At 55.8% G+C, this 25,735-nt stretch carries 16 protein-coding genes and 3 tRNA genes; 8 read left to right on the top strand and 11 right to left on the bottom strand.

Annotation, left to right across the window (positions count from 1 at the left end):
- The coding region (locus RDV48_30470) for a hypothetical protein (GenBank protein ID MDQ7827159.1) at positions 1-301 on the bottom strand (301 nt) is incomplete at its 3' end.
- Positions 302-680: 379 nt separating this feature from the next.
- On the opposite strand from RDV48_30470, the gene RDV48_30465 reads away from it, so the two are divergent.
- The 4 genes from RDV48_30465 (at position 681) to RDV48_30450 (ending at position 8,060) form a co-directional block, all read left to right on the top strand.
- The gene (locus RDV48_30465) at positions 681-2,264 is read left to right on the top strand and encodes an NAD(P)/FAD-dependent oxidoreductase (protein MDQ7827158.1); all 1,584 of its coding nucleotides are present in this window, start codon (positions 681-683) and stop codon (positions 2,262-2,264) included.
- 36 nt (positions 2,265-2,300) lie between these two features.
- Positions 2,301-2,870 (top strand): HXXEE domain-containing protein, encoded by a 570-nt coding sequence (locus RDV48_30460; protein MDQ7827157.1) that lies wholly within the window; start codon positions 2,301-2,303, stop codon positions 2,868-2,870.
- 115 nt (positions 2,871-2,985) lie between these two features.
- Positions 2,986-6,927 carry a PAS domain S-box protein gene (locus RDV48_30455; protein MDQ7827156.1) on the top strand — a complete coding sequence of 1,314 codons (3,942 nt, stop codon included), beginning with the start codon at positions 2,986-2,988 and terminating at the stop codon, positions 6,925-6,927.
- A gap of 5 nt (positions 6,928-6,932) precedes the next feature.
- Positions 6,933-8,060, top strand: a complete 1,128-nt coding sequence (locus RDV48_30450) for a response regulator (protein ID MDQ7827155.1) — start codon at positions 6,933-6,935, stop codon at positions 8,058-8,060.
- 94 nt (positions 8,061-8,154) lie between these two features.
- Here RDV48_30450 and RDV48_30445 read toward each other — a convergent pair.
- From RDV48_30445 to RDV48_30415, 7 genes are all read right to left on the bottom strand, one after another.
- Positions 8,155-8,228, bottom strand: a tRNA-Val gene (locus tag RDV48_30445).
- Positions 8,229-8,233: 5 nt separating this feature from the next.
- Positions 8,234-8,306 (bottom strand) — tRNA-Cys (locus tag RDV48_30440).
- A 7-nt stretch (positions 8,307-8,313) separates the two neighbouring features.
- Positions 8,314-8,385 (bottom strand) — tRNA-Gly (locus RDV48_30435).
- 73 nt (positions 8,386-8,458) lie between these two features.
- Positions 8,459-10,777, bottom strand: a complete 2,319-nt coding sequence (locus RDV48_30430; protein ID MDQ7827154.1) for a hypothetical protein — start codon at positions 10,775-10,777, stop codon at positions 8,459-8,461.
- Positions 10,778-11,096: 319 nt separating this feature from the next.
- Entirely contained in the window at positions 11,097-12,377 is a 1,281-nt protein-coding gene (locus tag RDV48_30425) for a hypothetical protein (GenBank protein ID MDQ7827153.1), read from the bottom strand.
- 24 nt (positions 12,378-12,401) lie between these two features.
- Positions 12,402-13,010 carry an isoprenylcysteine carboxylmethyltransferase family protein gene (locus tag RDV48_30420; protein ID MDQ7827152.1) on the bottom strand — a complete coding sequence of 203 codons (609 nt, stop codon included), beginning with the start codon at positions 13,008-13,010 and terminating at the stop codon, positions 12,402-12,404.
- A gap of 57 nt (positions 13,011-13,067) precedes the next feature.
- Positions 13,068-16,898 carry a HEAT repeat domain-containing protein gene (locus RDV48_30415; protein ID MDQ7827151.1) on the bottom strand — a complete coding sequence of 1,277 codons (3,831 nt, stop codon included), beginning with the start codon at positions 16,896-16,898 and terminating at the stop codon, positions 13,068-13,070.
- Positions 16,899-17,144: 246 nt separating this feature from the next.
- Between RDV48_30415 and RDV48_30410 the strand changes: the two genes are divergently transcribed.
- The gene (locus RDV48_30410) at positions 17,145-18,506 is read left to right on the top strand and encodes a HEAT repeat domain-containing protein (GenBank protein MDQ7827150.1); all 1,362 of its coding nucleotides are present in this window, start codon (positions 17,145-17,147) and stop codon (positions 18,504-18,506) included.
- A 1-nt stretch (position 18,507) separates the two neighbouring features.
- On the opposite strand, the gene RDV48_30405 is transcribed toward RDV48_30410, so the two are convergent.
- From RDV48_30405 to RDV48_30395, 3 genes are read right to left on the bottom strand one after another with little or no spacing between them, the layout of a single operon-like run.
- Complete coding sequence (locus RDV48_30405; GenBank protein MDQ7827149.1) at positions 18,508-20,745, bottom strand: hypothetical protein; 2,238 nt, start codon at positions 20,743-20,745, stop codon at positions 18,508-18,510.
- Positions 20,732-21,565 carry an AAA family ATPase gene (locus tag RDV48_30400; protein MDQ7827148.1) on the bottom strand — a complete coding sequence of 278 codons (834 nt, stop codon included), beginning with the start codon at positions 21,563-21,565 and terminating at the stop codon, positions 20,732-20,734. Before RDV48_30400 ends, RDV48_30405 begins: the two co-directional genes overlap by 14 nt.
- A gap of 36 nt (positions 21,566-21,601) precedes the next feature.
- Complete coding sequence (locus RDV48_30395) at positions 21,602-22,108, bottom strand: zf-TFIIB domain-containing protein (protein ID MDQ7827147.1); 507 nt, start codon at positions 22,106-22,108, stop codon at positions 21,602-21,604.
- Positions 22,109-22,230: 122 nt separating this feature from the next.
- Between RDV48_30395 and RDV48_30390 the strand changes: the two genes are divergently transcribed.
- From RDV48_30390 to RDV48_30380, 3 genes are all read left to right on the top strand, one after another.
- The gene (locus RDV48_30390) at positions 22,231-23,487 is read left to right on the top strand and encodes an O-antigen ligase family protein (GenBank protein MDQ7827146.1); all 1,257 of its coding nucleotides are present in this window, start codon (positions 22,231-22,233) and stop codon (positions 23,485-23,487) included.
- A complete protein-coding gene (locus RDV48_30385) occupies positions 23,484-24,803 on the top strand; it encodes an oligosaccharide flippase family protein (protein MDQ7827145.1) in 1,320 nt (439 codons plus the stop codon). The genes RDV48_30390 and RDV48_30385 overlap by 4 nt, the downstream gene beginning before the upstream one ends.
- A gap of 78 nt (positions 24,804-24,881) precedes the next feature.
- The coding region (locus tag RDV48_30380) for a cyclic nucleotide-binding domain-containing protein (protein ID MDQ7827144.1) at positions 24,882-25,735 on the top strand (854 nt) is incomplete at its 3' end.

The raw sequence follows: 25,735 nt of genomic DNA, 5'->3' as shown, positions 1-25,735 counted from the left end.
CCTGGCGGCCGCGGACTGCCTCACAGAGGGTGAAATCGATCCGTGATGCCCGCTCGTCCCTGTCGATGGAGCCGAAGGTGATGTCCTCCGTGAGCCTTTCCGCTTCGGGAATGAGGCCCTCCCTGGTGATTTTAACAAGGTGCTCAGGCCTGCAGGGGGTCACCGAGGGAATCTCATAAGGCTCGGGGAGGAGGAGCATGTCCTCGTGGTCCTTAAGACAGCAGGGATCCTCGAGGTGAATAAGCTCTTCTTCATCGGGCAGGAACAATGAGTGAATGGTGTGGGTCTCAAACGTATCCATGTAATAATGATACCATATTGAGAGAGAAAAAGCAAAAGGACTACCCCCAGAAAAGCTCATTTTGAATGGGTTTTTTGGCCATTGCAGGATGCCCCGCCAGAGGCCCTTAAAGGGTGAAAAGGTCAAAAATGACCCTGAAGGCCATAAAAGACCGGCCAGCTAAAGATTGGGCCGGTTTCCATGTACTTCATGCCGGATCTGCCGCCGGGCGGAATGTTTTTTGCGGGGGAAAAATTTCAGGTGGGGTCCTGCATCTCTTCATCCCTTATTCTTGCTCATGATCGAACGGTCTGCTATAATTGATAAAGTGAGCCCTGCGGAGCCGTGAGGCGGTGCTGTGGCATTCAGGTAAAAAGGATATTCAGGAGGTGTGCAGCAGATGGATCAGCCCCGCAGAAGTGAAGTGACGCCGGAGTTCCTCCAGGCGAAATGGGATGCCATTGTCATAGGCTCAGGCCTGGGGGGGATGACGGCCGCCGTGGGCCTCGCCGCCCGCGGCAAGAAGGTGCTTGTGCTGGAGCAGCATTATATCCCCGGCGGCTACGCTACCAGCTTCAAGAGAAAGGGCTTTACCTTCGAGACGAGCCTTCACTGCATGCCGGGCCTCGGTGAAGGGGGGATGATCCACAGGGTCCTCTCCGAGCTGGGCGTGATGGATAAAATCACTCCCATACCGCTGAAAGAGACTTACGCGGTCAGGACACCGCGGGGGAGCCTCTCGATGGGTGCCGATTACCTGGAGCAGCTCAAGAAAATGTTCCCCGGGGAATCGGAAGCCATCGGCAGGGTGGACAAGATGATCGAGACCCTGATGGCCGAGCTCGGCAGGGTCGCCCCGCTCACCATGCTTCCAGGGCCTCTCTTCACCCTCCTCTGCCGGATAGCCGCCCCGACAATATACCGGTACACCGGAAAAACGCTGAAGGAGTTCCTGGACGAATTCATCAGGAGCCCTTTCCTGAAGCAGCTCATTGCGATACAGTGGGGATATTATGGCCTGCCCCTCTCGAGGATCTCGGCCATCCTGTACCTCCTCGGATGGGGAGGCTACCTGAAGGACGGGATATACTACCTGAAGGGCACGTCGCAGTCGCTTTCCAACGCCTTCGCGGAGAGGCTCAAAGAGCTGGGGGGCACGGTCCTGCTGCGGCAGCGCGCAGAGGAGATCACGACGGAGCATGGCAAGGTCACAGGGGTCATCTCCAGGACGGTGAAGCACGAGGGGACCGGCGAGTGCCACCATTTCAGGGCCCCCGTGGTCATCTCCAACGCAAATCCCTTTGATGTCCATAATAAGATGCTGAAGGGAGCAGAGGTCCCGACTGCGCTCCTCGATAAGATGGAAAAAATGGAGAAGTCAGTCTCGGCAACCTGCGTCTATGTAGGTCTTGACTGCCCCCTTTCCCGGCTCACAAAAGATGAGGCCCACTCAGCAGGCTTCATCGATAATGAAGATATTGATTACGGCGAGATCTTCAAGGAGAGGATGGAGGGCAAGGCCTCAGGATTTGACGGCTATACCGACCATGGCGCACTTGACAGAGACCTCGCCCCTCCCGGGAAAACCTCCGTGGTGCTGATCCGGTGCGAGTTCATGACCGCCTGGAGAGGCCTTTCCCGCGAGGAGTATCTCAGCAGAAAGGCGCAGGCCACCGAGGAAATACTTGCCGCAATGGAAAAGCGCGTCCCGGGATTCAGGGAACATATTGAAGTAATGGAGACCGGCACGCCCCTCACCATGGAGCGGTACACCAGCAACCCCGACGGCTCATTCAACGGCTTCGCCTATACCCCGGAGCGGGTGGGGATGATAAACGGAGGGATTCCCATGCAGAGCGAGGTGAAGGGGCTCTACCATTCAAATGCCTGGATCGGCGCCTTTTCAGGCGGATTTTACGGCTGCATCCTTAACGGTTACGCGGCGGTCAATACCATTCTGCATACCGCTGACTGGAGGCATTGATCATAGCCTCCACCATAGAAGAGGGGAGATGAAATAATGGAATTCCTGGAGAAAGTGACGTTCGTCCAGCTCGGTTTTCTCACGGTAATCAACTATATCATGCATTACGCCGAGGAGGGGCCGTACCTCGTGGCCTGGATCGAAAAATACTGCCCGCTCAAGAACCTGACCTATTCCCAGAAGAAGCTGAACCTGGAGAACCTGCTCTACTTCGGCTTCGCCCTCGCCGGGGCGCTGCTCCTCGCCCGCTCGCCGGGCAACCTTTTCTTTCAGGCCATGGTCTTTTCCGTCGCCTGCGCCTTTGTGGGCAATACGTGGTTTCATGTGAAGCCCACCCTGCTGACGAGGATCTACTCGCCGGGCGTGGTTTCCTCCAGTCTTTTCAACCAGATAATATGCCTGCTTCTCTTCCTGAAAGCCTGGCAGGGCGGGATCTTCACCTTCCCCTTCGTGGCCCTCACCCTTGTGCTTGGCGTGGGCGTCTTCCCTCTGGTGGTCTATGTGTCGCACAACGTGCTGCTCAAGGATGAGCACGCCCTGCCCTGGCTTGAGACCTTTCCCGTGCCGCAGCGAAGGGAAGCCGCTGATTCCGGGGATGAAAGGTGATCCTCCCTGCCTGCTCCAGGGCCTGTCCCGGATGCGCCCAGAACTTGATTTGACCGGAAAAGGAATCTCTTCCCCCATGAGGAAATTATCAACAGATGAAGCAGAGGGGGGGGCTATGAGAGATGATTCTGCACTCCACGGCATTGACTCCACTGGAAAAGCGGAAGCTGCGCAAAAGATGAACGTCACTGCCCGCAAAAAGTTACTCCTCGTTGAAGATCAGAAGGTTATCTCAATAGTTGAAGCACAGGTAATAAAGAGAAACGGCTATGAGGTGACCACTGTCAGCTCCGGTGAAGATTCCGTAGAAGCGGTAAAAACCGATCCCTCCATTGACCTTGTGCTGATGGACATCGAGCTGGGCGAAGGGATCGACGGCACCGAGGCCGCGAGGCGGATTCTCGAAATCCGGAGCCTCCCCATCGTGTTCCTCACCTCCCATTCCGAGCGGGAGATGGTCGAGAAAGTGCGCGGCATCACCCGCTACGGCTATGTGATCAAGAACTCCGGCGACTTCGTGCTGCTGTCTTCCATTGAGATGGCCTTGGAGCTCTTCTATGCGCATAGGAGGACAGAGGAACACAGACAGGACCTGGAAGTGCACCAGGTTGAACTGATCGCTCAGAGCGAGGAATTGGAGTACGCCTCCAGGGAACTCGAAATGTCTCATGAAGAATACCAGGATCTCTATGAGCGCGCGCCGGTTGGGTATATTACCCTCAATGGGAAGTTACAGATTACAAAAGCCAATATTACTATCGCGGCCCTGCTGCAGGTGGGAAGAGAGGATTTGCGCGGGCAGGCGCTGCTGGGGTGGGTTGTAAAAGAGGATGAGACTGTTTACTACACTCATCTGAGAACACTGATAAAAACAGGGATACCAAAGATATTTGAAGTGAGAATGAACCGGAAGGACGGCTCCCTGCTGTGGGTGAGCATGCATGCCGTTCGTTCAGAGCATGAGAATATCGTTTCCTGCCGCATCGCGATAACAGACATCACCGGACGCAGGGAGGCGGAGGAACGAAACCGGGAGCTCCTCGAGGAGCACCGTATCATTGCAGACCTTCTCCTCCTGATTGGCAGTCGGGGAGAAGATCTTCGCAGCCTTATGAAGGAAATCACGCTGCGCCTGCAGGAATGGTCGCAGTGCGATGCCGTGGGTGTGCGCCTGCGCGAGGGAGAGGACTTTCCCTATTACGAGACCCGCGGCTTTTCGGCCGAATTTCTGGATGTCGAGAGATACCTCTGTGCCCGCGACAGGCAGGGAATGCTCATCCTCGACAGCGCAGGGCAGCCGGAGCTTGAATGCATGTGCGGCAATATTCTCTGCGGGCGCTTCGATCCCTCAAAGCCGTTCTTCACTCAAAACGGCGGCTTCTGGACCAACTGCACGACGGAGCTGCTTGCCAGCACCACCGAGAAGGACCGGATGGCGCGGACCCGCAACCGCTGCAACGGCGAAGGCTATGAATCGGTCGCGATTATTCCCCTGCGCACCGGGAATACCACCTTCGGGCTTATTCAATTCAACGCGTTCTCCAGGAACCGCTTCACTCCTGATCGTATCACCCTTTTTGAGAGCCTGGCGTCCAGTATATCTGAGACGCTCGCGCACCGCCAGGCTCAGCTTGAGCTGCAGAAGAGCGAAGAGCGCTACCGCAGCTATGTGGAAAGCGCCCCTGACGGGGTTTTCATCGTCGATGAGAGGGGAAATTATAGAGAAGTCAACTCCGCGGCTTCTGTAATCACGGGTTATTCACGGGAAGAGCTGCTGACCATGAATATAGGAGATCTCATTCACCCTGAGGACCGGGAAAAAGCCCATACACATTTTCAGCACACTGCGACTGCAGGCAGTGCAAGGGGCGATTTGCGCTTCATTGCAAAGGGCGGCGAAGAGCGGTGGTGGTCTGTTGACGCCGTAAAAATAAACGCGACGGAGCTCATCGGTTTTGCGAAAGACATCTCGGAGCGCAAGCAGCTGGAAGAGTCTTTGAGGAACCTGGCAAAATTTCCTGATGAAAACCCCAATCCCACTATTCGCCTCAGCAATGAATGTGCTCTCCAGTATGCGAATAAGGCCGCAAAGTCTCTGTTCTGCGGTGAAGACGGCAGGATAAGTGAGCTTGTATTAGAGCATTGGCGCAAGGGAATCAGCAATGCTGTAACTGAAAAGAAATCTCAGTATGGGGAGATTGAATATGATAAATGCCTTTATTCTTTTAACATAGTACCGATAGATGGTGAAGGGTACTGTAATATTTACGGTCGCGACATCACCGAGCGCAAGCGGGTGGAAGATGCACTGCGGAACAACGAGGAAAAGTTCAGGCTGATTGCCGAGACAATCACCGAGGTTTTCTGGATAGCCGATTCAAAAATACAAAAGATGCTCTATATCAGCCCCGGATATGAACGTATCTGGGGATGCTCCAGGGAGAGCCTTTACGAAAACCCGCGCTCTTTCATTGACGCCATACATCCTATGGACAGGGAACGAGTGCTATCAAATCTGGCACTTCAGGAAAAAGGCCTGCCTTTCGCGCATGAATACAGGGTTGTCAGGCCTGACGGCTCTTTTCGATGGATTTATGACCGGGGATTCCCCGTTTTTTCACAAGCAGGAGCAATAGATTATGTAGGTATAGCCATTGACATCACCGAGCGCAAGCTGGCCGAAGAGGAGCTTCAGCTTCACAGCCAGATTATCAGTAACCTAGAATCAGGAATAATTATGGTCCGTGCCCTCGACGGGGTGATTGTCTATACCAATCCTAAATTTGAAAAGATATTCGGATACAGTCCCGGCGAGATGATTGGAAAACATGTTGCCATAGTCAATGCGCCTTCAGACAAAAGTCCACAAGAGACATCAAAGGAAATAATCGAAGCTCTGAACAGAGACGGGTGCTGGACTGGAGAGGTTTATAATATCAGGAAGGATGGCACTCCTTTCTGGTGCTATGCAACTGTTTCAACTTTTGAGCATTCAAGATATGAAACTGTCTGGGTAACCATCCAGAGGGACATCACCGAACGCAAGAGGATTGAGGATGCGCTGCGGGAGAGTGAGGAAATATTCAGCCAGTTTATGACTCACAGCCCGGTTATTGTCTATATTAAAGATGAAAATCTCAGATTAATAAAGTTGAGTAAGAATTTTGAGGATTTGTTAGGAAAACCAATCAGCGAACTGCTTGGCAAAGATTCCTATGAACACCTGCCTCTGGAATTTGCGAAAAGTGCGATTTCAGATGACCTGAGCACATTGAAAGAAGGTAAGATAATTGAAAGTGAAGAAAAACTCAACAACAGAACTTATTCTACAATAAAGTTTCCAATCAGAAGAGGCGCAGGAAAGTCAGATTATATTGGCGGCTTTTCGGTTGATATCACGATGCGCAAAGAAGCCGAGGAGAGAGTCAAATCACTCCTCGCCGAAAAAGAACTGCTCCTCCAGGAGGTGCACCACAGGATCAAGAACAACATGGGCATCATGATGAACCTGCTTTCGCTGCAATCGCACACGCTGGAAGACCCGGCGGCCGTCGCGGCACTGATGGATGCCAGGAGTCGAATACAGTGCATGGAAGTTCTGTATGACAAGCTTTACTGCTCTGTAGGTTTCAGAGAGATATCGGCACAAGACTACCTCCCTTCCCTGATTGATGAGATTGTCGGTATGTTTCCCAACAAAGGAATGGTGAAAATCGAAACAGAAATCGAAGATTTCGTGCTTGGCGCAAAAGTACTGCCACCCCTGGGGATCCTGATGAACGAGCTCCTCACCAACGCCATGAAGCATGCCTTTACAGGCAGGGATGATGGCTTGATAATGGTATCCGCATCGGTAAAGGATACTCATGTGACGCTCACCGTAGAAGATAACGGAAAAGGCATTCCAGAATCGATTGATATCGCTGCTTCCACCGGCTTCGGACTGCAGCTTGTCGGCATGCTGGCGGAACAGCTCAAAGGAACCATCCGGCTTGAGCGGCAGAAGGGATCAAAGTTCATATTGGAATTTGAGGTATCACTGCGAAAAGAGAAGTAGGCTCTATGAAAGATAGCAATGGAATACCCGGCCCTGATTCCTCTCAGGAAACTGAAGCCGCGTTAAAGCTGAACGGCAGTGCCCGTAAGAAGATTCTCCTCGTTGAAGATCAGAAGGTAACCTCAAAGGTTGAAGCATATGCACTAGAGAAAATGGAGTACGAGGTGACAATAGTCATTTCCGGTGAAAAAGCGGTTGAAGCAATAAAAACCGATCCCTCCATTGACCTTGTGCTCATGGATATAGAGCTGGGAGAAGGTATCGATGGCACAGAGGCCGCGAGACAGATTCTTGCAGTGAGGAATCTCCCCCTCATTTTTCTCACCGCGCACTCCGGGCAGGAGATGGTGGAGAAGGTGCGCGGCATTACCCGCTATGGCTATGTGATCAAGAACTCCGGCGACTTCGTGCTGCGGTCTTCAATAGAGATGACTTTCGAGCTTTTTGATGCGCATGCTAATCTGGAAAGGAAGAAGGAAGAGCTGCGCATCCTGTCGTCCCACCTCCAGAAGGTGAGGGAAGAGGAGCGGACTCTTATTGCCCGGGAGATCCATGACGAGCTGGGGCAGACCCTTACCTCCCTGAAGATGGATCTCACGTGGCTTCGCGGGAAGCTCCCTGAAGAGCAGAAGTATCTTCATTCAAGGACATACCTCATGCTCAAGGATTTGAGCTCGGCCATCGACACCGTGCATCGTATTTTCACCGGGCTGCGGCCATTCATCCTTGACGATTTCGGCATCACCGCTGCCATCATAGGTCATACAGGAAACTGGCAGGCCCTCACAGGAATAAGCTGCGCTCTCTCCCTCTCATCTGAAGAAATTCCACTTCCCTGTGAGGTTGCCACGGCACTCTTCCGCATCTGCCAGGAGGCCCTCACCAACGTGGCGCGCCATTCCGGAGCAACAGAGGTGAAAGTAAGCCTTGTTGAGAAGGAAAGCAGCATCGTGCTTACCATCGAAGACAATGGGAGGGGAATCACCGAGCAACAGTCAAAAGGGCCCGCGGCGCTGGGAATCATGGGAATGAAAGAGCACGCCTATGCCCTGGGTGGCGAAGTGAATATCCATGGCGCGCAAGGAAAAGGCACCACGTTAGAAGCCACGTTCCCGCTGGAAAAGAGGAAGTAAGACCTGCACGAAGTGTCTTTAGGCCTGTTTAGGGCACCGTAGTGGACACCTGAAAACCCTTGATCCACCGAAACCTTTGCGGTACAAAAAAAAATGGGCGCGACCGGGATCGAACCAGTGACCCCTACGATGTCAACGTAGTGCTCTAACCAACTGAGCTACGCGCCCCTTAAAGGCGACGAGCGGATTCGAACCGCTGCAAAACGGTTTTGCAGACCGCTGCCTTGACCACTCGGCCACGTCGCCGCGCGAGAGCGGAAGAAGGGGTTCGAACCCTCGACCCTCGGCTTGGGAAGCCGATGCTCTACCGCTGAGCTACTTCCGCAATTTCGACGATATTATAGCATAACGGCCGAACCTTGGCAATACCTGTTTTATCGAAAAACAGGAGCAGTTTACTAGTTTCCTGCCAGTGTAAATCGGTCTTTACCATGAAGCCCTGTGGTGCAGCGAGGGAAGAGAAAGGTGAGGCTGTGGGGCGCCGTGCCCCTGATGATGAGGTGGCCCTCATGGACGCACCTCAGGTGGTGGGCCATACAGAGGGTGATTCTGTTGAAAAGCTTGTCGCTGCCGCCATGGGAGCGGTAAACGATGTGATGGGCATGGAGGTTGCGCCGGCAGCGGCAGCCGGGGGCCTGGCACTGGTGGTTATCGCGGGCAAGGGTGCGGTGATGGAGGTCCCGTTTTTCGGGGAGGTCCCAGGCGGCAAGGAAGACGTCAATAAGGGCCTCGATGAAGAGGGACAGGTCCTGTCCGCCCTCGGCGGCTTGATCGGACCTGCCGGTTGCCCAGAGCCTCACGGCGTGGTTCCAGAGGGGGATGAGGTCCCGTTTCAGGAAGAAGCGGATGAGGGTGCCCCTGTCCGAGAGGTTCGACCCGAAGGTCCCTTCTTTTGAGGGTTCCCCGGAGAGCACCGAGAGGATCTCGGAGAGCTCAGGGTGCTCCCTGCCCTGGGTGACCTCCCAGATAACGGCTCCCCCGGAACTATGTCCCCCTTCCCTTGTTTTTTGCTGTGCGGAAATCTGGACTGCGGCATCAAAACCCATATTCCCATTGGGTTCATGGGCATTTGAATCAGCCTGGATAATCCTCTTGACGGACCTCCCCGTGACGGCCACCTCGAAAGCCTCGGGTGCGATGCCCCACTTTTTGTGAACCGCTCTCTTCGCGAAGCGGAGAAACCCCTCGACGGCCTGCATGAGGGTGGCCACAGGGACCTCCTGGGCGTAGTCAAGCCATGCTCCCTGAACGCGGGTCCCCTCCTTGAAGACCTTGGCAAGATGCCGCGCCTGCTCGGGGATGAGTTTACCCTCCTGAACAAGGTCGAGCATATCGGGATATTCCAAATAACTCCTTTCTAATGAAATAAGAGAATATGCAGCGCTGCGGGACATCCCCAGGCGCTCCCTGGTATAGTGCCCCAGGCTCAGGAAGAGCATGTCCCTGTAGAGACCGAAATTGTTGAGAGTCCGAAGGAGACGCCCCTGGTAGAACGAGAGGGAATGCCGCAGGGCCGCCATTTTCCGGAGGCGGGCAACCGTCTCGAAGGGATCGGCCGGAGGGCGCACGAGTGTCCCGTCAGGGGTGACGGTGGTATCGGCATCGGGCCTGTGGCTCCAGGGAGCTTGGAGCTCCTGGGGAAGCTGCACCGTGACGGGCTTCCAGGGGAGAAATGACCAGATGTGCGACACCTCTTCGAGATCCTTGTGGACCTGCCGTGCAAGCTCCTTTTCCTTCTCGCCGAAGGGGGCTTCGTTATCGAGGGAAGCTATGGCCCCCGCCAGGGCGCCAAGGAGAAGTGCCTTCTCCCCGATGGCGGGGGCAGCCTCTGTCTCCCTGGAGAAGGAAGCATCAGGGCCATCGCTGCCGGCAGCGCCGCTTGAGCCTTTGGAGGCTTTACAGCACTGCTGGCCCTTCCCCCGCTGGTGGCAGAGAGAAGCTCCCGTGTCAAGCGCCTCAGAGCCCTGCGCCTGGGTGCCATCAAGCGGCGCCGAAGAGACAAACTCCCCGAGAAGTGCCTCCACGAAAGCATCAGAAGGAAGGTCCGCCTCCTCCATCCTGTGGAACACTTCCAGTGCCCGATCCCATTTTGCGGCAAGAGATAGGGGAACCCGCGCGCTTACCGCGAGGCTCCCTGTGTCCTCTTCGTCGTCATCGCCGGCGACAAAGGAGTCAATGCCGGTCTCCCCGGCGCCAGCTTTAAAAAGCTTCACCTCCTCTTCAATCTCTCTTATGGTGGAATGCTTGGCTTTTGAGAGCCATTGCGCCTCGGTCTCTGGCGTCACGACCTGGAAGAGATACCGCAGCGCGCTCTTGCGCAGAAGCCCCTTTTCAAGAGCCTCCCTGATGAGGGGGAGCTTCTGAAGGGCTTTAGCGTTCCGCATCAGCTCATAGCCGCTCCTGGAGGAGATACCCAGCTCTTCCCGCACAAAGTCGGAAACCCGCACATAGCCGAGCTTCTCGAGCTTCCCGTTCAGGGAGAGGAGAGCCTCCCCGATGAGAAGATCGAGCCTGGCCTCTGCGGAAGAGAGGCACCAGAGGTTCCAGTCCAGGACCTCTCCAGTGAGATCACGAAAGATATGACGGCAATTCGAGCGCGAGAGCACCTCATCGGCGCCGTACGTGACCAGCGGGAGTTCGGGGATGGCCTGAAAGACCTGCCCGCCCTCCATGGTGGCCTCGTAGCCAGGATACTCGCGGATCATGCCGGTATTCACGATAGTCCTCCTTTCAGGATTTCTTTTTTGGTAGTAGATACCATTGTATCTCTATATTTTATTATACATCATAGATAGAAGAAAGTCAAAGGCACATGTGGCTGAAATGCTTTATAACATTGGGTTTCAATGCCATCGCCCAATGGCCTGTAGAGCGATTAAAGGCAAGTTTTGCGATTTTTTCCATCAAAATCCCTGAAAACCTCTCAGGCGAAGAGAAATGGGCTCATACGGCAGGATGAATTGGAAGAGGTGATGAAGGTGATGGCAGAAAAATATTTAAAGGTCTTAAGAAGGCCAAGGAAAATGGGGCAGCAGCTCATCCCTGCCAGCCCCCCGGGTATTTCGCATTGAGCCTCATGGCGCCTCCGAGCCTCTCCACCAGGAAAAAGCGCACCTCTTCCGGGGGAGGGGCGCCGGGCTCCCTTGCCTCGCGCCAGGTCTTCACCGCGTAAGTCTTCCCGTAGCACCATGTCCCCAGCGTGGCAATTTCCAGCTCTTTTGTCACTGAGGGCCCTGCCGCCGCCAGGTGCTCCCCGGCGAGGGAGAGCTCCTTTGTCCTGCTGAAGTAGTAAAAATCGCTGCTGTAAAGGGAGAGGAGCGCCTGCATATCATTGCTGCGGCCGGCTTCATCCATGGCCTCGATGAGGCCGTCTATCTCCACGATCGTCTCGGGGGCGATGCTATGGGAAACTTTGTCCCAGTAAGGGCTCACCTGACTGTGAAACTGTGCTTCCAGAGATTCACGGGAGATGCCAAAAGAGGACTGGAGTATGGAGGAGAAAGTGTCAATGCTCATGGATTCGCCTTTTTTCAGGATCGCCAGGCTCCGGTAGAAGGCAAGGAAAGGCTCTCGGCCGAATTGTTCCACCATATACCTCACCATGGAGGCGCTTTCCATGTACTCAGGCCTGTTGAGCTTTTCTTCAGTGAACGAATAAGGCGATGACGCCATGCCGACCTGGAGGAACCTGATAAATCGCCTGTGCACACATTCTCCTGACTGCGAGAGATAATCTGCCAGGCCCTCCCGGAAGTAGGGAGGGACGCGCATCCCTTCGGGGAGAAGGTAATACTCAAGTGCGTGGGTGATTTCGTGGCCGAAGTGCACTTTTTCATAGGAATCCTCATCGGCCACATAGGCGAGGCCTATCATATGCACCTCGGGAAGGGTCCTTCCCGCGAAGGTCTTCCCCCATGTGGGACAGTAAGATTCCCTGTCGCTCGGAAAGAGGTAGATGCTTATCCTGTCAGGTGCCTCGATACCGAGAAAGGACGAGATGGCTCCGTGGGCTTCCTCTCTTGCCGAAGCAATGCCCTCAAGGTCTTTTTCCGCCTCGGTGCCGGGGAGATAGTGAAAGACGAAGTGCTCCGACTCCTTTGTCAGGAAGACCCTGTCGGAGAGGTCATGGCGCACCAGGGCTCCCCTGTCGCCTATGGCGGTGTAATCTTCGCCCTCACTCTCGGCGGCAAAGCTTTCCGTTGGCAGGGAGGGCTCTTCGGGGCTTTGCTGTGCCAGCGGTGCAGCGGCCTGAGAGGACTGGTCCCGGGCAGGGACTCCCTGGGGCGGCGTGGGCGTGAACCCCGAAAGAGGAAACATGGCCATCACTCCCCTGAAGTCGTGTCAAGAAGGGAAGATTCTCTGGAGCAGCACGCCGCCCCACTGGGGAACCTTTCCCAGCATGATGAGCGAGAAAAGGGCGAAGAGCACCAGGGTCTCTGACTCGCCGCTCTTTATGGGCATCCAGCTGAAGGTGCCCTGTTTTTTCTCATAAGGTGAGAGCCGCGGCACGATCCTTGGCACATGGGAGCAGTATTCACTGTAAGGATCGCCGAAGGTCTCCCTGAGAAACTCCTCCTCCAGGGGGATGATAGTACCGTACACGGTGACATAGAAAAGCAGGAAGAGGATCATGAGGAGCGCGACGACAAAAGGCGGTGCCGCCCCGCAGGCCATGACGGTAAAGCCGAGGCCTGTGATGGCATTTCCCAGGTAGAGGGGGTTTCTCACGTGTGCAAAAGGGCCCGCCGTCACCAGGCAGGGCGCTTTCACCTCTTCCCCCCGCGTGGTCTTCCCGGCGTATCCGACTCCCCATATCCTGAGGGCTTCGCCGAGGAGCGCAACGGCAATTCCTGCAAAGAACGACGCTGGAGTCGGCTTCCCAAGGAGCAGTATGATGATCGCGAGGGGCACCATGAGGGCCCCGCGCCATTTAAAAAACCATTTCCTCATAATTACCTGCTTTTCAAGACATACCGCTTGATGAAGCCTTTTCCCTGCACTCCTTCATTACGACGAGGAGCTTACGCCGCCCATCACGGTAAGTATCTTGTATATCTGCTTCGGTTTCAGCTTTTTCTCCAGGAAGAGCCTGTCTATATGGGGCTGGATCACTTCCCGCTTCGCCCTGCGGAGCATCTGGGCCGTCTTTACATAGACCTCCTGGGATGGATCGGCCAGGCCTGGCACAAGAGCTATCTGGGCGCCGGGGGTGCCTATGGGGCCAAGAGCTCTCAAGGCCGCGAGCTTTATGGTTTTCTCCCTTTTCTGCTTCATCAGCTCCGCCAGGGGTGCAAGGGCTTCTTTTGTGCCAAGGGCCCCCAGGGCTTCGATGGCCTGGAAGAGGTTCTCCCGGCTCTCCGATATCTTTTCCGCATAGATCCTGTCAAGGTTCCTTACGAACCTGAGAATGATATCCTTGTTGCCGCGCTTGAGCTCCTCAAACTCCTCCCTGTAGAGGAGGGGCGCCGCCTTGAAGCCCAGCTCGGCGAGCTTCTTATAGACTCCCGGGTAGAACTTGATGGGCGAGGGCTTTTCCATCTTGAAGGCGATGAGCTCATCGGGGTGGTCGTCTGAGAGATCGACGAGGAAGAGGGAAAGGGGTGCCACATCCTTTTCTCCGGTGAGGAGCATGAGTGCATAGGAGGACCAGACTTTTTCCTGCGAGGTGGTGCGCTCGATCATGCTCATCAGAATAGGGACGGCTTCACGGCATCCTACCTCCCCGAGAGCCCTGGCACTTGCAGCCCTTACCGAGGAGCTCTCATCATTGATGTTCACGAGCAGTGCCTTCTCTGCCTGTTTCAGCCTCATGCCGCCTGCTATTTTCGTGGCCTCGGCCTTGACAAAGAAGTGCCTGTCGGCGAGGGCCCGGAGGATGTACTGCACGAATTTTCCAGGATCCGTGCCGATGAGGGCATAGAGGGCACCCGAGCGGACCAGCGGCGAGGGATCTTGCAGGGCTTCTTCAAGATGGTAGATGAGCTCGGCATCCTTTTCCCTCTGGAGGGCGAGTGCCGTGACGGCCCAGTAGCGGACAAGCCAGTATTCGTCCTTCAGGGCGGAAATGGCATCTCCCGGCGCGGCAAGCCCTCTTATGTCGGCGTAAATGCGCGAGGCAAAAGCCCTTTTTGAGGGCTTTCCCGATTTAAGGAGCTCTGCAAGGTGCTTCTTGGTCTCATCGGGGAAGCGCTTCAGGACGCTGTCCACGGCGGCCTGGATGGGGAAATCGAGGCGGTTTTCCTTGACTTCCAGCAGGAAGGGCACTGCCTTGTGCTCTTCAATCGCCCCCAGGGCCCTGATTGAGGCCGCAGCGACACGAAGATCCTTCTCCTGCACGGTTTTTTTGAGGGCTGCCGAGGCGTGGGGCGCATGGAGCCTTTCCAGGCATTTTGCGGCAAGGATTTTCTTGGCGATACCAGGCTCGATGCCTTCATCGTCAAGCTCTTCAAAGCGCTCAAGAATTTCATAGTATTTCTCAAGATCGCGGCGCATCTTGCTCTTTTCCCTGGACTCCTTCACGTCCTTGAACTCCCTGTCAAGAAGGATGTCCACAAGAGGGGATGAGGCCTTTTCATCCCGGTAGCGCGCGGACCCGAATGCTGCCAGGTAGTGGAGCGAGTGGAGAGAGCTTTTCAGGATGGAGCTGAAAGGCTCCTTGATGCGCTCGCTTCCCCCGTAGGAGAGGTGAAATGCGGCAAGCTGTTTCACAATCACCGATTTGTGCTTCAAAAGCCTTATCAGGCTCGCCTCAAGATCTCCCACGTGCTTTTTTCTTATGGTGTTGTTCAGATACTCGGTGATCAGGAATATGGTGATGGTGTACTTGGGGTCATCCTTCTTGAGGATTTTCTCAAGAAAGGCGAGAAAATGCGGTATCACCAGGGGATCTTCCTTCAGGATCAGGGTCTGCACCGCCTTTTTCTTTACCAGGGGATTCTCCGACTCCAGGAGCCCCGTGAGGCTCTCAAGAGCCCTTGGATCCTGGAAGTTCATAAGGGCTTCTGTGGCGGTGGAAAGGATTTTTTCGTCATCCTCTTTCTGGAGAAGCTCGATGAGAAGGTCAAGGCCCTTTTCCCTGTCGAGGGTTACAATGTTCCTGAGGGCCTGGGCCCTGAAGGACGCCGCCTGCCTCTTGTCGCCCAGATAGGCATTCAGCACCGTGAGGATTTCGCTGGCGGGAATGGAAAAGTCGGTGGCGCCATGCTTTATCAGAGAGTCGGCCGAGATGAAGATTACCCTCATATCCCTGTCCTGCAGGCATTTCTGGAGGGCGGTGACGACCATTTCCACCTCTTTGCCAGAATATACGCCCAGGAGCTGGGCGGCATGGTAGCGGATCTCGGGGGAGAGATCCTCGCTCGCTTCCAGCAGAAGGTGAAGGGCTCTCTCCTGGTCAAGCCTTGAAAGAATCTCCATGAAGGCCTTCCTGAGCTTGATGTCACCTGATTCCTTGTACGTGGCCACGATGTTGTCGTAAGCTTTCACCGCTTCCAGGTGGGCCAGTGACCACCCTGCCTGGATTTTTATCATGTCATAGGGATCGTCCAGCAGCTGAATAAGGGAATCCACGGAGCGCTCATCACCGCCCTGGCCGGCGAGATAGGCGGCGCCATGGCGAATTCTCGGGTCGCCGCTCACGAGGTTTCTCCTCAGCACGCCGTACAGGTTGGGATCATTCACTTTCTTGAAATAAAAGGCGAGCTGCTTCAGAATCTGCTTGTCGGCCTTCTTGAGAAGATGGGGGAGGGCCCTCCCCACGTAATGGGCCCGCCGCGGTTTCAGCGCTGATATGAGCTCGGTGATAATCTCAACGGGTTGATTGGTGTCCTGGAGCATGGTGACAAGAAGCGGCATGGCCGATTCATTGTCTGTTCTCGCGAGGAGCGACACAGCCCTGGTTTTGAGCACAGTATTCTTGGATTCTATTGCATCCTGGGCAAGCTGGAGCGTCTTGCTGCTGGGATTATTCTGGATGAATTTCATTACCTCCTGGGCAATGAGAGGATTCTCGTCCGAGACATGGGGGAACAGGTCTACCGAGAGCCTCTCGTCTCCTGTTATCAGGAGCGTCATGAGGGCTTCCATTCTTATGGTGTCATTTTTATCCCTAAGGGCTTTAAGAAGCGCCTCCTTGATGGAGTCGCTGTAAGGGAGATGGCTCAGGGCCCTGACGGTCTTGAGCCTCACCTTCTCCTCTTCATCGGCGAGAAGGCCTGCAAGCTTTTCAACGGCCGCTGCCTCTTTACCCGAGAGGGCTTCCTTCAAATACTGCAGGGGCCTCTCATCGTCACCCGCCTCGATGGGGCCGAAGATTATCTCGTAATAGTCCCTTTCGTCCTCCTTGCTCTCACCTTTCTTGAGGAGCATGAAAGGCTCCTGTGAGGTGGTGAGAGTCTCCTTCATATGCTGAAGCAGCTTCCTGATGGAGTCCCTTTCATGCTCATCCTCCACTTTCTCGAGGCTGGTTTCTATGTAGGGGATGGCTCTTCCATCGCGGAGCTGAGAGAGGGCCTTCACGGTGGCATGGATGAGCTCGGGCACCACGTCCATGACCAGGAGCGTCGAGAGAGGCTCCAGGGCCTCTCTCCTGCCCGATTCCCCGAGAGCTTTTATCAGCTCGCGCTTTACATTGATGTTGCTCTCTGTCCTGAGAAGGTCCGCCAAAAGCGGAATATCGGAGAAGTCACTGAAGGAGGTGAGGGAGTCTATCGCTTTTATCCTGTTCTCGGGATAATCATCGTAGAGGGCCTTGAGGCAGTCATCTCTCGAGGAGAAGTCATAGATCTTGAGGCCGATTTTTTCCAGGAGATGGGATTCTGAATTTTTTTCTTCCGCCATTGTGCCTTTGCCGTATGGAGCGTTTCCTATGCTACGCAGTGATTTTTCATCTGAATGTATTCTGCCATCCTGCAGTGATTCCCTCTATACTGACGCACATTATACTGTCATGGAGAATGAGGCCGTCTGGTATGCTCTGTAGAGTATATGTGGGAATCGGCCGGCGGTGGCTGAGCCGCTGATTGCGGCATGTTTACAAGAGCGGGCTTTTCTGCTATACTATCGGCTATGAAAAGCAGTCTCAATGTGATTTACAGGACCAGCACCTTCTGCTTTCTCTTTCTGATGGTGGCCTTCCTGGCGCTGGCGCTGTCGGGCCCCTCTTTTCATCGCTCCTGGCAGGAGCCGCAGATATCTGATCTCCCTTCGGGCTCTCCTTCGCCGGGACTGGCATCCATGTGCTCCCCTTCACCGCCTGCCCCTCCCGACCCGGGGGCCCTTGCTTCCAAAGCCTCACTGATTCTGAAGGAAAAGCTCGAGAGAGGCCCTTACAGGGAGCGCATCGCTTCAGCCAGGGCTCTTTATGGAAATGACGCCTCTTTTGAAATGTCGGGTCTCTTTATGGAGACTTTCCACAAGGGAAACGTGCTTGACCGGATGATGGCAATGGAGTGGCTTCTCGGAGGAGGCCATGTCGATCCCGGGCAGGAGAAGCTCGTGAAAATAGTCCTTCAGGACGGGGCATATGCAGTGAGGGAGCGGGCCCTCTTTTATCTCTCCCTCACCGGCGACAGCCGCTTTCTCCCCTGTTTCAGAAAGGCCCTTTCGGACGATGATTATTATGTCCGGTCCAGCGCGGCGCGGTCCCTGGGAAGGCGGGGAAAGCCTGAGGATGTGCCGGCACTGGGGGAGAGGATGGAGTATGAGAACGGGTGGACCCGCCTCTGTTTTGCCCAGGCCCTCGCCATGCAGGGAAACCAGAGAGGAAAAAAGATCCTGGAGAGGATATCATCGGACCAGTCGATGGGGAAGCTCTCGGCCTATGCCCTGGGAATGAGGTTCGAGACAGGGGAGAAAGGAGTACTTCCCCTCCTGGTGAAGAAGCTTTCTGATCGTGATGACAGGGTCAGGGAAATTGCCGGGCGGTACCTCGCAAAATTCGCCCCCGAGGAAGAGATGGCAGTGTATGTCACTCTCTTCTCAACAGGCGATCTCCAGTCGCTCCGCATTGCCGCATCAAGGGTGCAGGCCTTCAGTGACGATTCACTTTCCGCGATAATGAAGGAGGCTTTCAAGAAGGCTTCCGGCGCAAGGAAAACCCTTCTCTCGGTCTTTTCAGAGAGCCCTCCCGAAGCAAAGGCCCTGGTGCCTGTTATCCAGTCCGACTGCCTCGAGGATTACTTCGGGGGCCTCCTGGGCCTCCTTCTCAGCGTGGACAGGGAGCGCGGAGCGGCACTGGCCGATTCCATCCTCTCTCTTCCCGGTACAGGTCCGGTGCTGAAGCTCGCAGTCCTCGATGCCCTTGCCGGGCAGGGTACTGCCGGTGAGCTTGGCCTCCTCGAGCCCTCCCTCTCAGGCGATGATGATCCGCTCCGCTTTCACGCCGCCCTGGCCGTTTTCTCCATCCTGTCGCGCGGCGCCGCCTCCTCACCTCTTCCGGGGGAATGAGCTACCAGACGTAATCCTTGGCGATTTTCCGTACCTGCCTTCCACTGAGCACATGGAAGACCCGGAGCTTTTTGAGGCTTACCGGCGAGAGCTGCCCTATGGGGATATAAACGATTTTCCTGTCAAGGCGCGAGGCAAAGGTGCGGAACCACGACCGCGGCGGCTCCGCTGCCACATAGACCACATGCCTCTCGACGCTGTATTCTATGGCGGCCATCAGGAGCACCTCGGACTTTTTCCGCGCCTCGCGGTAAAAGGGATCGGTCCAGACATCATAGAGACGCAGCGGCGGAGAAGTAAGCATGAAGCCGCCGTATTCGCAGCGGGCGATGCCGGGGCCTACGATTTTCGCCGTGAGGGGCGTGGCGTAAAAGGCCATATCGGACTCCTGGTTGTGCTCGCCAAGCCATGTCATCTTCCAGGGGAAGCGCCGGTCTTCCCTGTCTTCGTCATAGATTACCACCACGGAGCCGGCGCCCCCGCCTCCACGCCTGAACTCCCTGACAAATATCTTTTTTTCATGGTGCCAGTTCCTGATGGTCTCCCTGACGTCGATCCCGTCCAGCAGCGAGTTGGTAAAGGGCTCGACGCGCGCCTTCTCTTCCGAGAGGATTGCCAGGGCCTTTTTCTTGAGGTAGGTGCCGTATCCCTCGATTATCAAGTCTTCGGGGGGATAGGAGCACATGTGCATGTCATTGAAGTTTTTTGTCCATTCCCCGGGCTTTTCTTCCTTTTTCCTCCTCTTTACGGGGACCTCGACGAGGCGCTCGCGGAGGCGGGGATAGCGCCTCCTTATGGTGAACTTCTTCGCGCCGAGCCACATCTCTTCGGCAGTGATGCGGGCCGTCTCATAAGGAGAGTTCCTGTCAATCCAGGGGTAATAGCTTCCCAGGTCCCATACCTCGTAGGCGAAGTTGTCGTCGGCAACGCCGCGGGCCGCCATGATGAGCTGGTAAAAATCGGCGATGAGCATTCCAGAGACCAGGGCGTAATTCCTTGCATACTTTGCCATGGTCCTGATCTGCCACTGCTTGATTTCCTCTCCCGTGTTCTCCTTGTAGAAGCGGGCCGCCTTCCTCACAAGGGCCAGGAGGAGGCGCTGCCTGTCCCAGAGCGGGACGGCGCTCCCCTCTTTCCAATGCTCCTCAGAGAGTGCCTTGTAAAGGCCGAGGAGCTCGTTGCAGCGGTCTTCCGAGGTCTTGAAGCGGAATACGTTTTCCCTCTTTATCTCGATTTTTCGAGGAGAGGTGAGGGCTCCAGGGCTTTCATCCCATAGCTCCCCTCCCGGCATGAGAAAGTGATCGGGCATGAGGTTCAGTTTCCTGGCCAGGGCTTTCATGAGCTCCTTCATGAGCCCTTTTTTCACTGCATCCTGGCCTCCTGCGCCCGCTGCGGGACGGGGAAGCTCCTCAGGCTCCACAGGCCTGAGCTGCTCTTTCACGGAGAGGGGGCCCGGTGTCTCGGGGGGAGCCTTTCTTCTCCCATCGAGAGAGATGACCTGCCCGATCTCCTTCGCTTCAGGAGGGGGGACCTTGTGGCCGCCCCGCTCCATTTCGTAAACAGAGATCAGGAAAGGCATCTCAGAGGTGACTTCCCTTATGGAGTCGGCATGGAGGTTGAAGATCCTTATATTGGACCGCACCACCCTCCCGAGAGGCTGCACCTGGGGTCTGCGGAGCTTGCTGAGGATGCCCCTCACGTGGGTCATGCCGCATATGAGCAGCACCTTCTTCCCCGGCTCCATGATCCTCTGGAGGTGCCAGGCCATCGAGGTCTCCCTCAGCTCGTCCGCTTCAGTGAGAGGCGGCCTTGCACCCATGCGCTGAGAATTCTCGAAGGCCTCCCAGTAGCGGGAGAGCCCCAGGCGGTAAAGGGCGTAGGAATCAGGCATGGGATCAAAATGGAGGGGGTAGTCGTCAAGGTCCAGGTCTATCGCCGAGAAGGGAATCTTGTGCTCCAGGGTCAGCCTCACGGCCTCGCAGGCCCCGTCGGTAGGCTCCACGGGGAAATACACCAGGTCGCCTGCGGCATTCTGGTAACAGATCGCCGAGAGATAGGGAAAGCGCTCGACAGCCCTGATGATATGGGATGAAAGCGTCGAGGGGAGCTCCACCGCAACATGGTGGGGCCTGATTTCGAAGAAGGCCCTCCGCACGCACCAGGCAAATTCCATGCGGTAGTGGCACACGGGCACGATGGAGAGGCTGTCTTCCTGGAGGCAGAAGTCACTGCAGTGCATATACGAGGGCCTCATCCTTGAGGATCTGTGAGATAGCCTTTCTGAGGGCTTCAAAAACCTCGCTGTTGCCGGATTTCATGAGCTTTGCCGCGTAGCGGGCTATGTTGATCCCGTCGCGGACCGTGTAGATCTCATCTTTCTTATGGGCCCGCTGGAGAAAGTTCACGACATATTCCAGGATCTGCTCGTCCAGGAAGGGAAGGTTCTCCTTCAGGATCGAGAGCTCGTCGTCGCGCTCGGGGAAGTCGAGAAAAATCTGGGGCTGGAGCCTTGAATGGATATACTCGGGCAGCTCGAAGGTGCTCGCGTCATCATTCATGGTGGCGCAGAACCTGAACTCGGGGTGAGCCTTCACCTTGATGCCTGCCACGAGGGACTCTATGTAGCGCCTGTTGTCCAGCAGGGGGGCAAGGGATGCCCAGCTTTTCTCGCTCATCCTGTTTCCCTCGTCAAGGATCAGCACGCCGCCCCGTATCATTGCCGTCACCACGGGGCTCGCCACGTACTTTATCTCGCCATGGGATGAGACTACCGGGGTGATAAGGAGATCCTCGGGCCTTGTGTCCATCGTGGCCTGGAAGATATAGACTTCCTTGCCCAGGTTTTTCCCCGTGGAATAGGCGAGGGTTGTCTTGCCCACGCCCGGTTTTCCGAGGATCCTGGGATTGAGAGGGAGATCGCTCGGGCTGATGACGAGCCACGAGGCGATGAGCTGCCGCGTGAGCTCGGCCTGTCCCACCCATTTCATGGGTAGCTCGTCAGGGTGGGACATGTGGAGGGTGACGCCCTCCATATCTATTTTCCAGATTCCGTCCTGCATGGCGGTTACCGCATTCTGCCTGTCACAAGGCCGTTATTACTTTTTCTGGGGGTGGCCTTTGCTCTCGATGAATTCCTTGAAGAAGTTGGCAATGGCATTGAAAATGCTGCTTGTCGCATGGGGATCATTCCTGGAGAAGCCTGCACGAAGCTCGTCCTGCATGACCTGGTCGCTCCCCGCCTTCCCCTTCCTGTAGGCGGCCACGATGAGGTTTATCTCACCGTCGTCAAGGAATATCCCATGGCACTGGTCACAGAAGTCAAAGGCGACACCGCAATGCACGTGCTCGGCCAGCTTCACCATGCAGCGGGGGCATGTCCGGACCCTTGTAGAGATTGAATACATGTCAGACGAGGAAGTGGCGCTTACCACCTCGGGGAGAAAGACCTTCTTGAACTTTATGCTCTTCAGGAACTGCCTTACCTCCTTGTAGTCAAACCAGAGGCCCTTGCATTTCTTGCAGTAATCTATCTCAAGGCTGATCTCTTCATCACGCAGGGCCGTCATAAGGGTATTGACGCATGCTGGACACCGTATCGCCATTAAAGCACCCCGCTTTCTCTTCTCTCTTTTTCTGGTGTATAAGCTATTATTTCTTAAGGTGCGCTTCTTTTCCTTCTCGCCCCGCAAAAGGTATTTTGGTATGAGGTGAGAATATTCTGACCATGCGCGAGGAAGGCCCCAATCCCCCCACCGGTAGCAATGACAGGTATTTCAAGGCCCTCTGGATTCTCTTTTGCCTGATGCTTCTCATCTTTGGATGGGGGAGAACTGTTTTTTACTCAGGGAACAGGATAGTCTTCTCATGCGGCGATATGGCGCGGAGCACCTTTATTCCCCTTTTTGTCCTCTATGCCCTTTACCGGGCTTTCAGGCGCGATCTCGCGCCGGTAACCTTCTGGAGGGATCCTCTCTTTCTTTTCGTGGCTCTGGCGGCTCTCTCCCCGCTCTGGGGTTCTCTCCACGATTCCTCCAGGGTGATGGACTACCTGATTCCCCAGTACTGTGCCTACCTGATGGCATGCTACTTCCTTGCCCGCTCGGAGGGAAGGCTTGCCTCCCCTCTCATTGCGGTGCTCATCTCCTCGGTGGCGCTCATGGTGCTGAGAGCCTTCTTTGAGCTCATTTTCATCCCGGGGGAGGTGGCCATCATGCACTCGTCATCGGAGCACCATACCATCCTCGCCATGCTTGTCATCATGGTCCTTCCCCTCGCCGCCGCACAGCTCACCCGGCAGGAAGCCACGAGGGGAAGGGCTCTATATGGCCTGGCCCTTGCCCTTTTTCTTGCGGGGATTTTTTTCACCAGCTCCAGGATTGGCTGGATAGCCTTTGCCTGCCAGCTCCTGTGCTGGATCGCCTTGATGAAGAAAGGCCCGGCCCGTCTGGCGTCTGTGATAGTGCCCCTCGCGCTGTTCCTCATGCTGCTCTTCCTTTTTCCCCAGGTGGGGAAACGCTTTGACACCCTCGGCAACCTGGCGGGGGACAGGGAGACAGGGACCCGCCTGATGAACTGGAAGATGGGCCTCTCGTTAGTGGCGGACCATCCCCTGCTGGGCATAGGGTACTCCAATAAGGAATATTACCGCGAGGCCAGGGCAAAGGACTCCCACTTCCAGTATGAGCATCCCCACAACCTCTATCTCCAGGTGCTGGCTTATCTGGGTATCGCCGGCCTTGCAGTGTTTGGAGCCATTGCGATCAGGACTGTCAGAGCATTTCTGAGCTCAAAGGGAAAAATTCCCCTCTGGGGTGCCTTTTTGACCTCATTCCTGGGCTTCCTGGTCATGAACTGCGCCGATTCAGCCCTCAACAGCCAGCGTGCCACGCTGATTCTGCTTCTTATCCTCTCCTGCCTTTACTACCAGGCAGACCATGCCGGAAAGGCTCCCATGGAGGCTCTGCCCGGAGCTGGTTCATGAAAGAGCATGGGCCTCCCTCGATGCTTCAAAGCGCTTTTTATGGTTACAGCGCCGGAGCCGTCTATTTCATCCTGGCCCTTGTGACCAATATAGCCATCTCGAGGCTCCTTGGCGCTCGAGTCCTCGGGGAGTATTATTTCGTCATCACCGTCAATACGGTCATCACCAACTTTGCGAGCCTGGGGATAGGCCTTTCCAATACCACTTTCCTGGCCCGGAAGGAGCATGGACCTGCCGAGATGCATGCCGTCTCGCTGGTATACTCCCTGCTCCTCGGGGCCACCGCCATCGGCCTCTTTTTTCTGGCAAAGGCATTTCTTCCCGCCCTGCATCTGACGGTCTCCCTTGCCCACCTGTCAGTGGCAGTGATAGTGCTCCCCTTCACCATCTATGCCCGCTACTGGAATTCCATGATGATCGGCCTTGACAGGATTGCATCCCTCTCCCTGGTGCTCACCGCCGCATCGATTCTGTGGAATGCTCTCACTCTCGCGGCGGTCTTCATGGGGTACGGCCTCCCGGCCCTTTTCGGCGCCTGGTTCATTTATCTTGTCATCCAGGCAGCGGCCATGGCGCTCATGATGAGGAGGGAAGGCGGACCTCTGAGGTGCGCCCCGTCCCTCCTCTGGAAGTCCCTCTCCTTCGGCTTCAGGGGGAACCTTGGAGAAGTTGCCACAGAGCTCTGGAAAAAGCTCGATGTGTTCCTGGTCTATACATGGTGCGGTGCCGAGCAGGTAGGGTATTACAGCGTGGCCCTCACGATGGTCGATAAATACCTCCAGGCCACTATTCCTGTAAGAATGGCAATCACCCCCAAAATTGCCGGCCATGAGAGGGAGGAGTCCCTCCTCCTCACCGCGAGGGCCTCCAGGCTGATCCTGGCATTTTCCCTGGCAGCCGCGGTGTTCCTTGCCCTCTTTGCCTGGCATGCAATCTTTATCCTTTACGGGAGCGCTTTTCTTCTCTCGGTGACACCTTTCAGGATCCTCCTTGCAGGGTCATCAGTCCTCACGGTGGCAGTGGTCCTGAGCATCTGCTTCATAGGGCAGCTCAAGCGGCCCGGCCTTCTCTCACTCCTTGCCTGGATCAATGTGGCGCTCAACTGCGTTTTCTGCATGATCCTCGTGCCCTCTTTCGGAATCGCCGGCGCGGCGCTCTCCACTTCAGTGACCTGTATTCTCGGCACTGCCTTCGTGGTGTACCTTTTCCACAGGATTACCGCTGTGCCCCTCAGATCACTCCTTGTAGTGCAGAGGGAAGACCTGGCGGCTCTCAAAGATGTCATTGCCTCCTTCAAAAAGAAGAGGGTTTCGTGAAGGCAGGGAGAATTTCTATGCATGCCCGCCGGTGGCCTTGTATATTTCCATGAGATCCCGCAAGGATGGTGACTCCCCGTGGCACTTGATCCCGCTGAAAAAGAGAGGCTTCTGTCGGCTTTTCAGGAGCTTGGCTTCATAAAGCACCTCTCAGGGGCGAAGTTTGAAGAGCTTGCCTTGAAGTTTTCACGCGTCACTTTCGAGAAAGGTGACTCGATCCTCAAGCAGGGGAGATCAGGGGGCGCTTTTTTCATCCTTGTGAAGGGAAACGTGAGCATCTGGGCGGAGAAAGGCTTTGAGCAGTATGTCCTTGTAGGCACTCTCAGCCCTCTCACCTATTTCGGCGAGATTGCCCTTATGGAGGGAAGGGAGCGGACTGCCACATTGCTGGCCGAAGAGTCTGTGGAAGTCTTTTCCCTGGGAAAAAAGGACTTTTATGATCTTTTCTATTCTGTACCTGCAGTGAAGAAGCTTTTTAATGACAAAGCCGCCCAGAGGAAGCGCGAGACGGACAGGAAGGTTGAGTCAGGCTATGCCGTCAACCTTTCAGAGCTTGAGCAGCGCAGGGATACCGTCAAAACCCCTGACAAGGCACCACAGATGCCGGGATCTGTTGCGGAGACCGACACGATGATTCTTGCGGTTACCGCCAGGGAGGCTCCCTCCGCGAAGGTTCCGCCCCCTGCCGATTCTGTTTCCGGCCCCCCTGCCGATTCTGTTCCCGGGCCCCCTGCCGATTCTGTTCCCGGGCCCCCTGCCGATTCTATTCCCGGGCCCCCTGCCGGTCCTGTTCCCGGGCCCCCTGCTGATTCTATTCCCGGGCCCCCTGCCGGTCCTGTTCCCGGGTCCACCGCCAGACCCTTTGCCAGGCGGAGTGCCAGGCCTGCCCCCGAGCCTGCCCCCGAGCCTGCCCCCGAGCCTGCCCCCGAGCC

The sequence above is a fragment of the Candidatus Eremiobacterota bacterium genome, assembly GCA_031082125.1.
Classification (GTDB): Bacteria; Vulcanimicrobiota; CADAWZ01; order CADAWZ01; family Ess09-12; genus Ess09-12.
The sequence above is the reverse complement of the archived record's forward strand: the minus strand, read 5'-3'. Positions and strand labels throughout refer to the sequence as shown.

Bases quoted from the DNA above. Each gene is read 5' to 3' on its own strand.
- RDV48_30465 (MDQ7827158.1), top strand. From the start codon at position 681: ATGGATCAGCCCCGCAGAAGTGAAGTGACGCCGGAGTTCCTCCAGGCG.
- RDV48_30460 (MDQ7827157.1), top strand. From the start codon at position 2,301: ATGGAATTCCTGGAGAAAGTGACGTTCGTCCAGCTCGGTTTTCTCACG.
- RDV48_30455 (MDQ7827156.1), top strand. From the start codon at position 2,986: ATGAGAGATGATTCTGCACTCCACGGCATTGACTCCACTGGAAAAGCG.
- RDV48_30450 (MDQ7827155.1), top strand. From the start codon at position 6,933: ATGAAAGATAGCAATGGAATACCCGGCCCTGATTCCTCTCAGGAAACT.
- RDV48_30425 (MDQ7827153.1), bottom strand. From the start codon at position 12,377: ATGTTTCCTCTTTCGGGGTTCACGCCCACGCCGCCCCAGGGAGTCCCT.
- RDV48_30420 (MDQ7827152.1), bottom strand. From the start codon at position 13,010: ATGAGGAAATGGTTTTTTAAATGGCGCGGGGCCCTCATGGTGCCCCTC.
- RDV48_30415 (MDQ7827151.1), bottom strand. From the start codon at position 16,898: ATGGCGGAAGAAAAAAATTCAGAATCCCATCTCCTGGAAAAAATCGGC.
- RDV48_30405 (MDQ7827149.1), bottom strand. From the start codon at position 20,745: ATGCACTGCAGTGACTTCTGCCTCCAGGAAGACAGCCTCTCCATCGTG.
- RDV48_30400 (MDQ7827148.1), bottom strand. From the start codon at position 21,565: ATGCAGGACGGAATCTGGAAAATAGATATGGAGGGCGTCACCCTCCAC.
- RDV48_30395 (MDQ7827147.1), bottom strand. From the start codon at position 22,108: ATGGCGATACGGTGTCCAGCATGCGTCAATACCCTTATGACGGCCCTG.
- RDV48_30390 (MDQ7827146.1), top strand. From the start codon at position 22,231: ATGCGCGAGGAAGGCCCCAATCCCCCCACCGGTAGCAATGACAGGTAT.
- RDV48_30385 (MDQ7827145.1), top strand. From the start codon at position 23,484: ATGAAAGAGCATGGGCCTCCCTCGATGCTTCAAAGCGCTTTTTATGGT.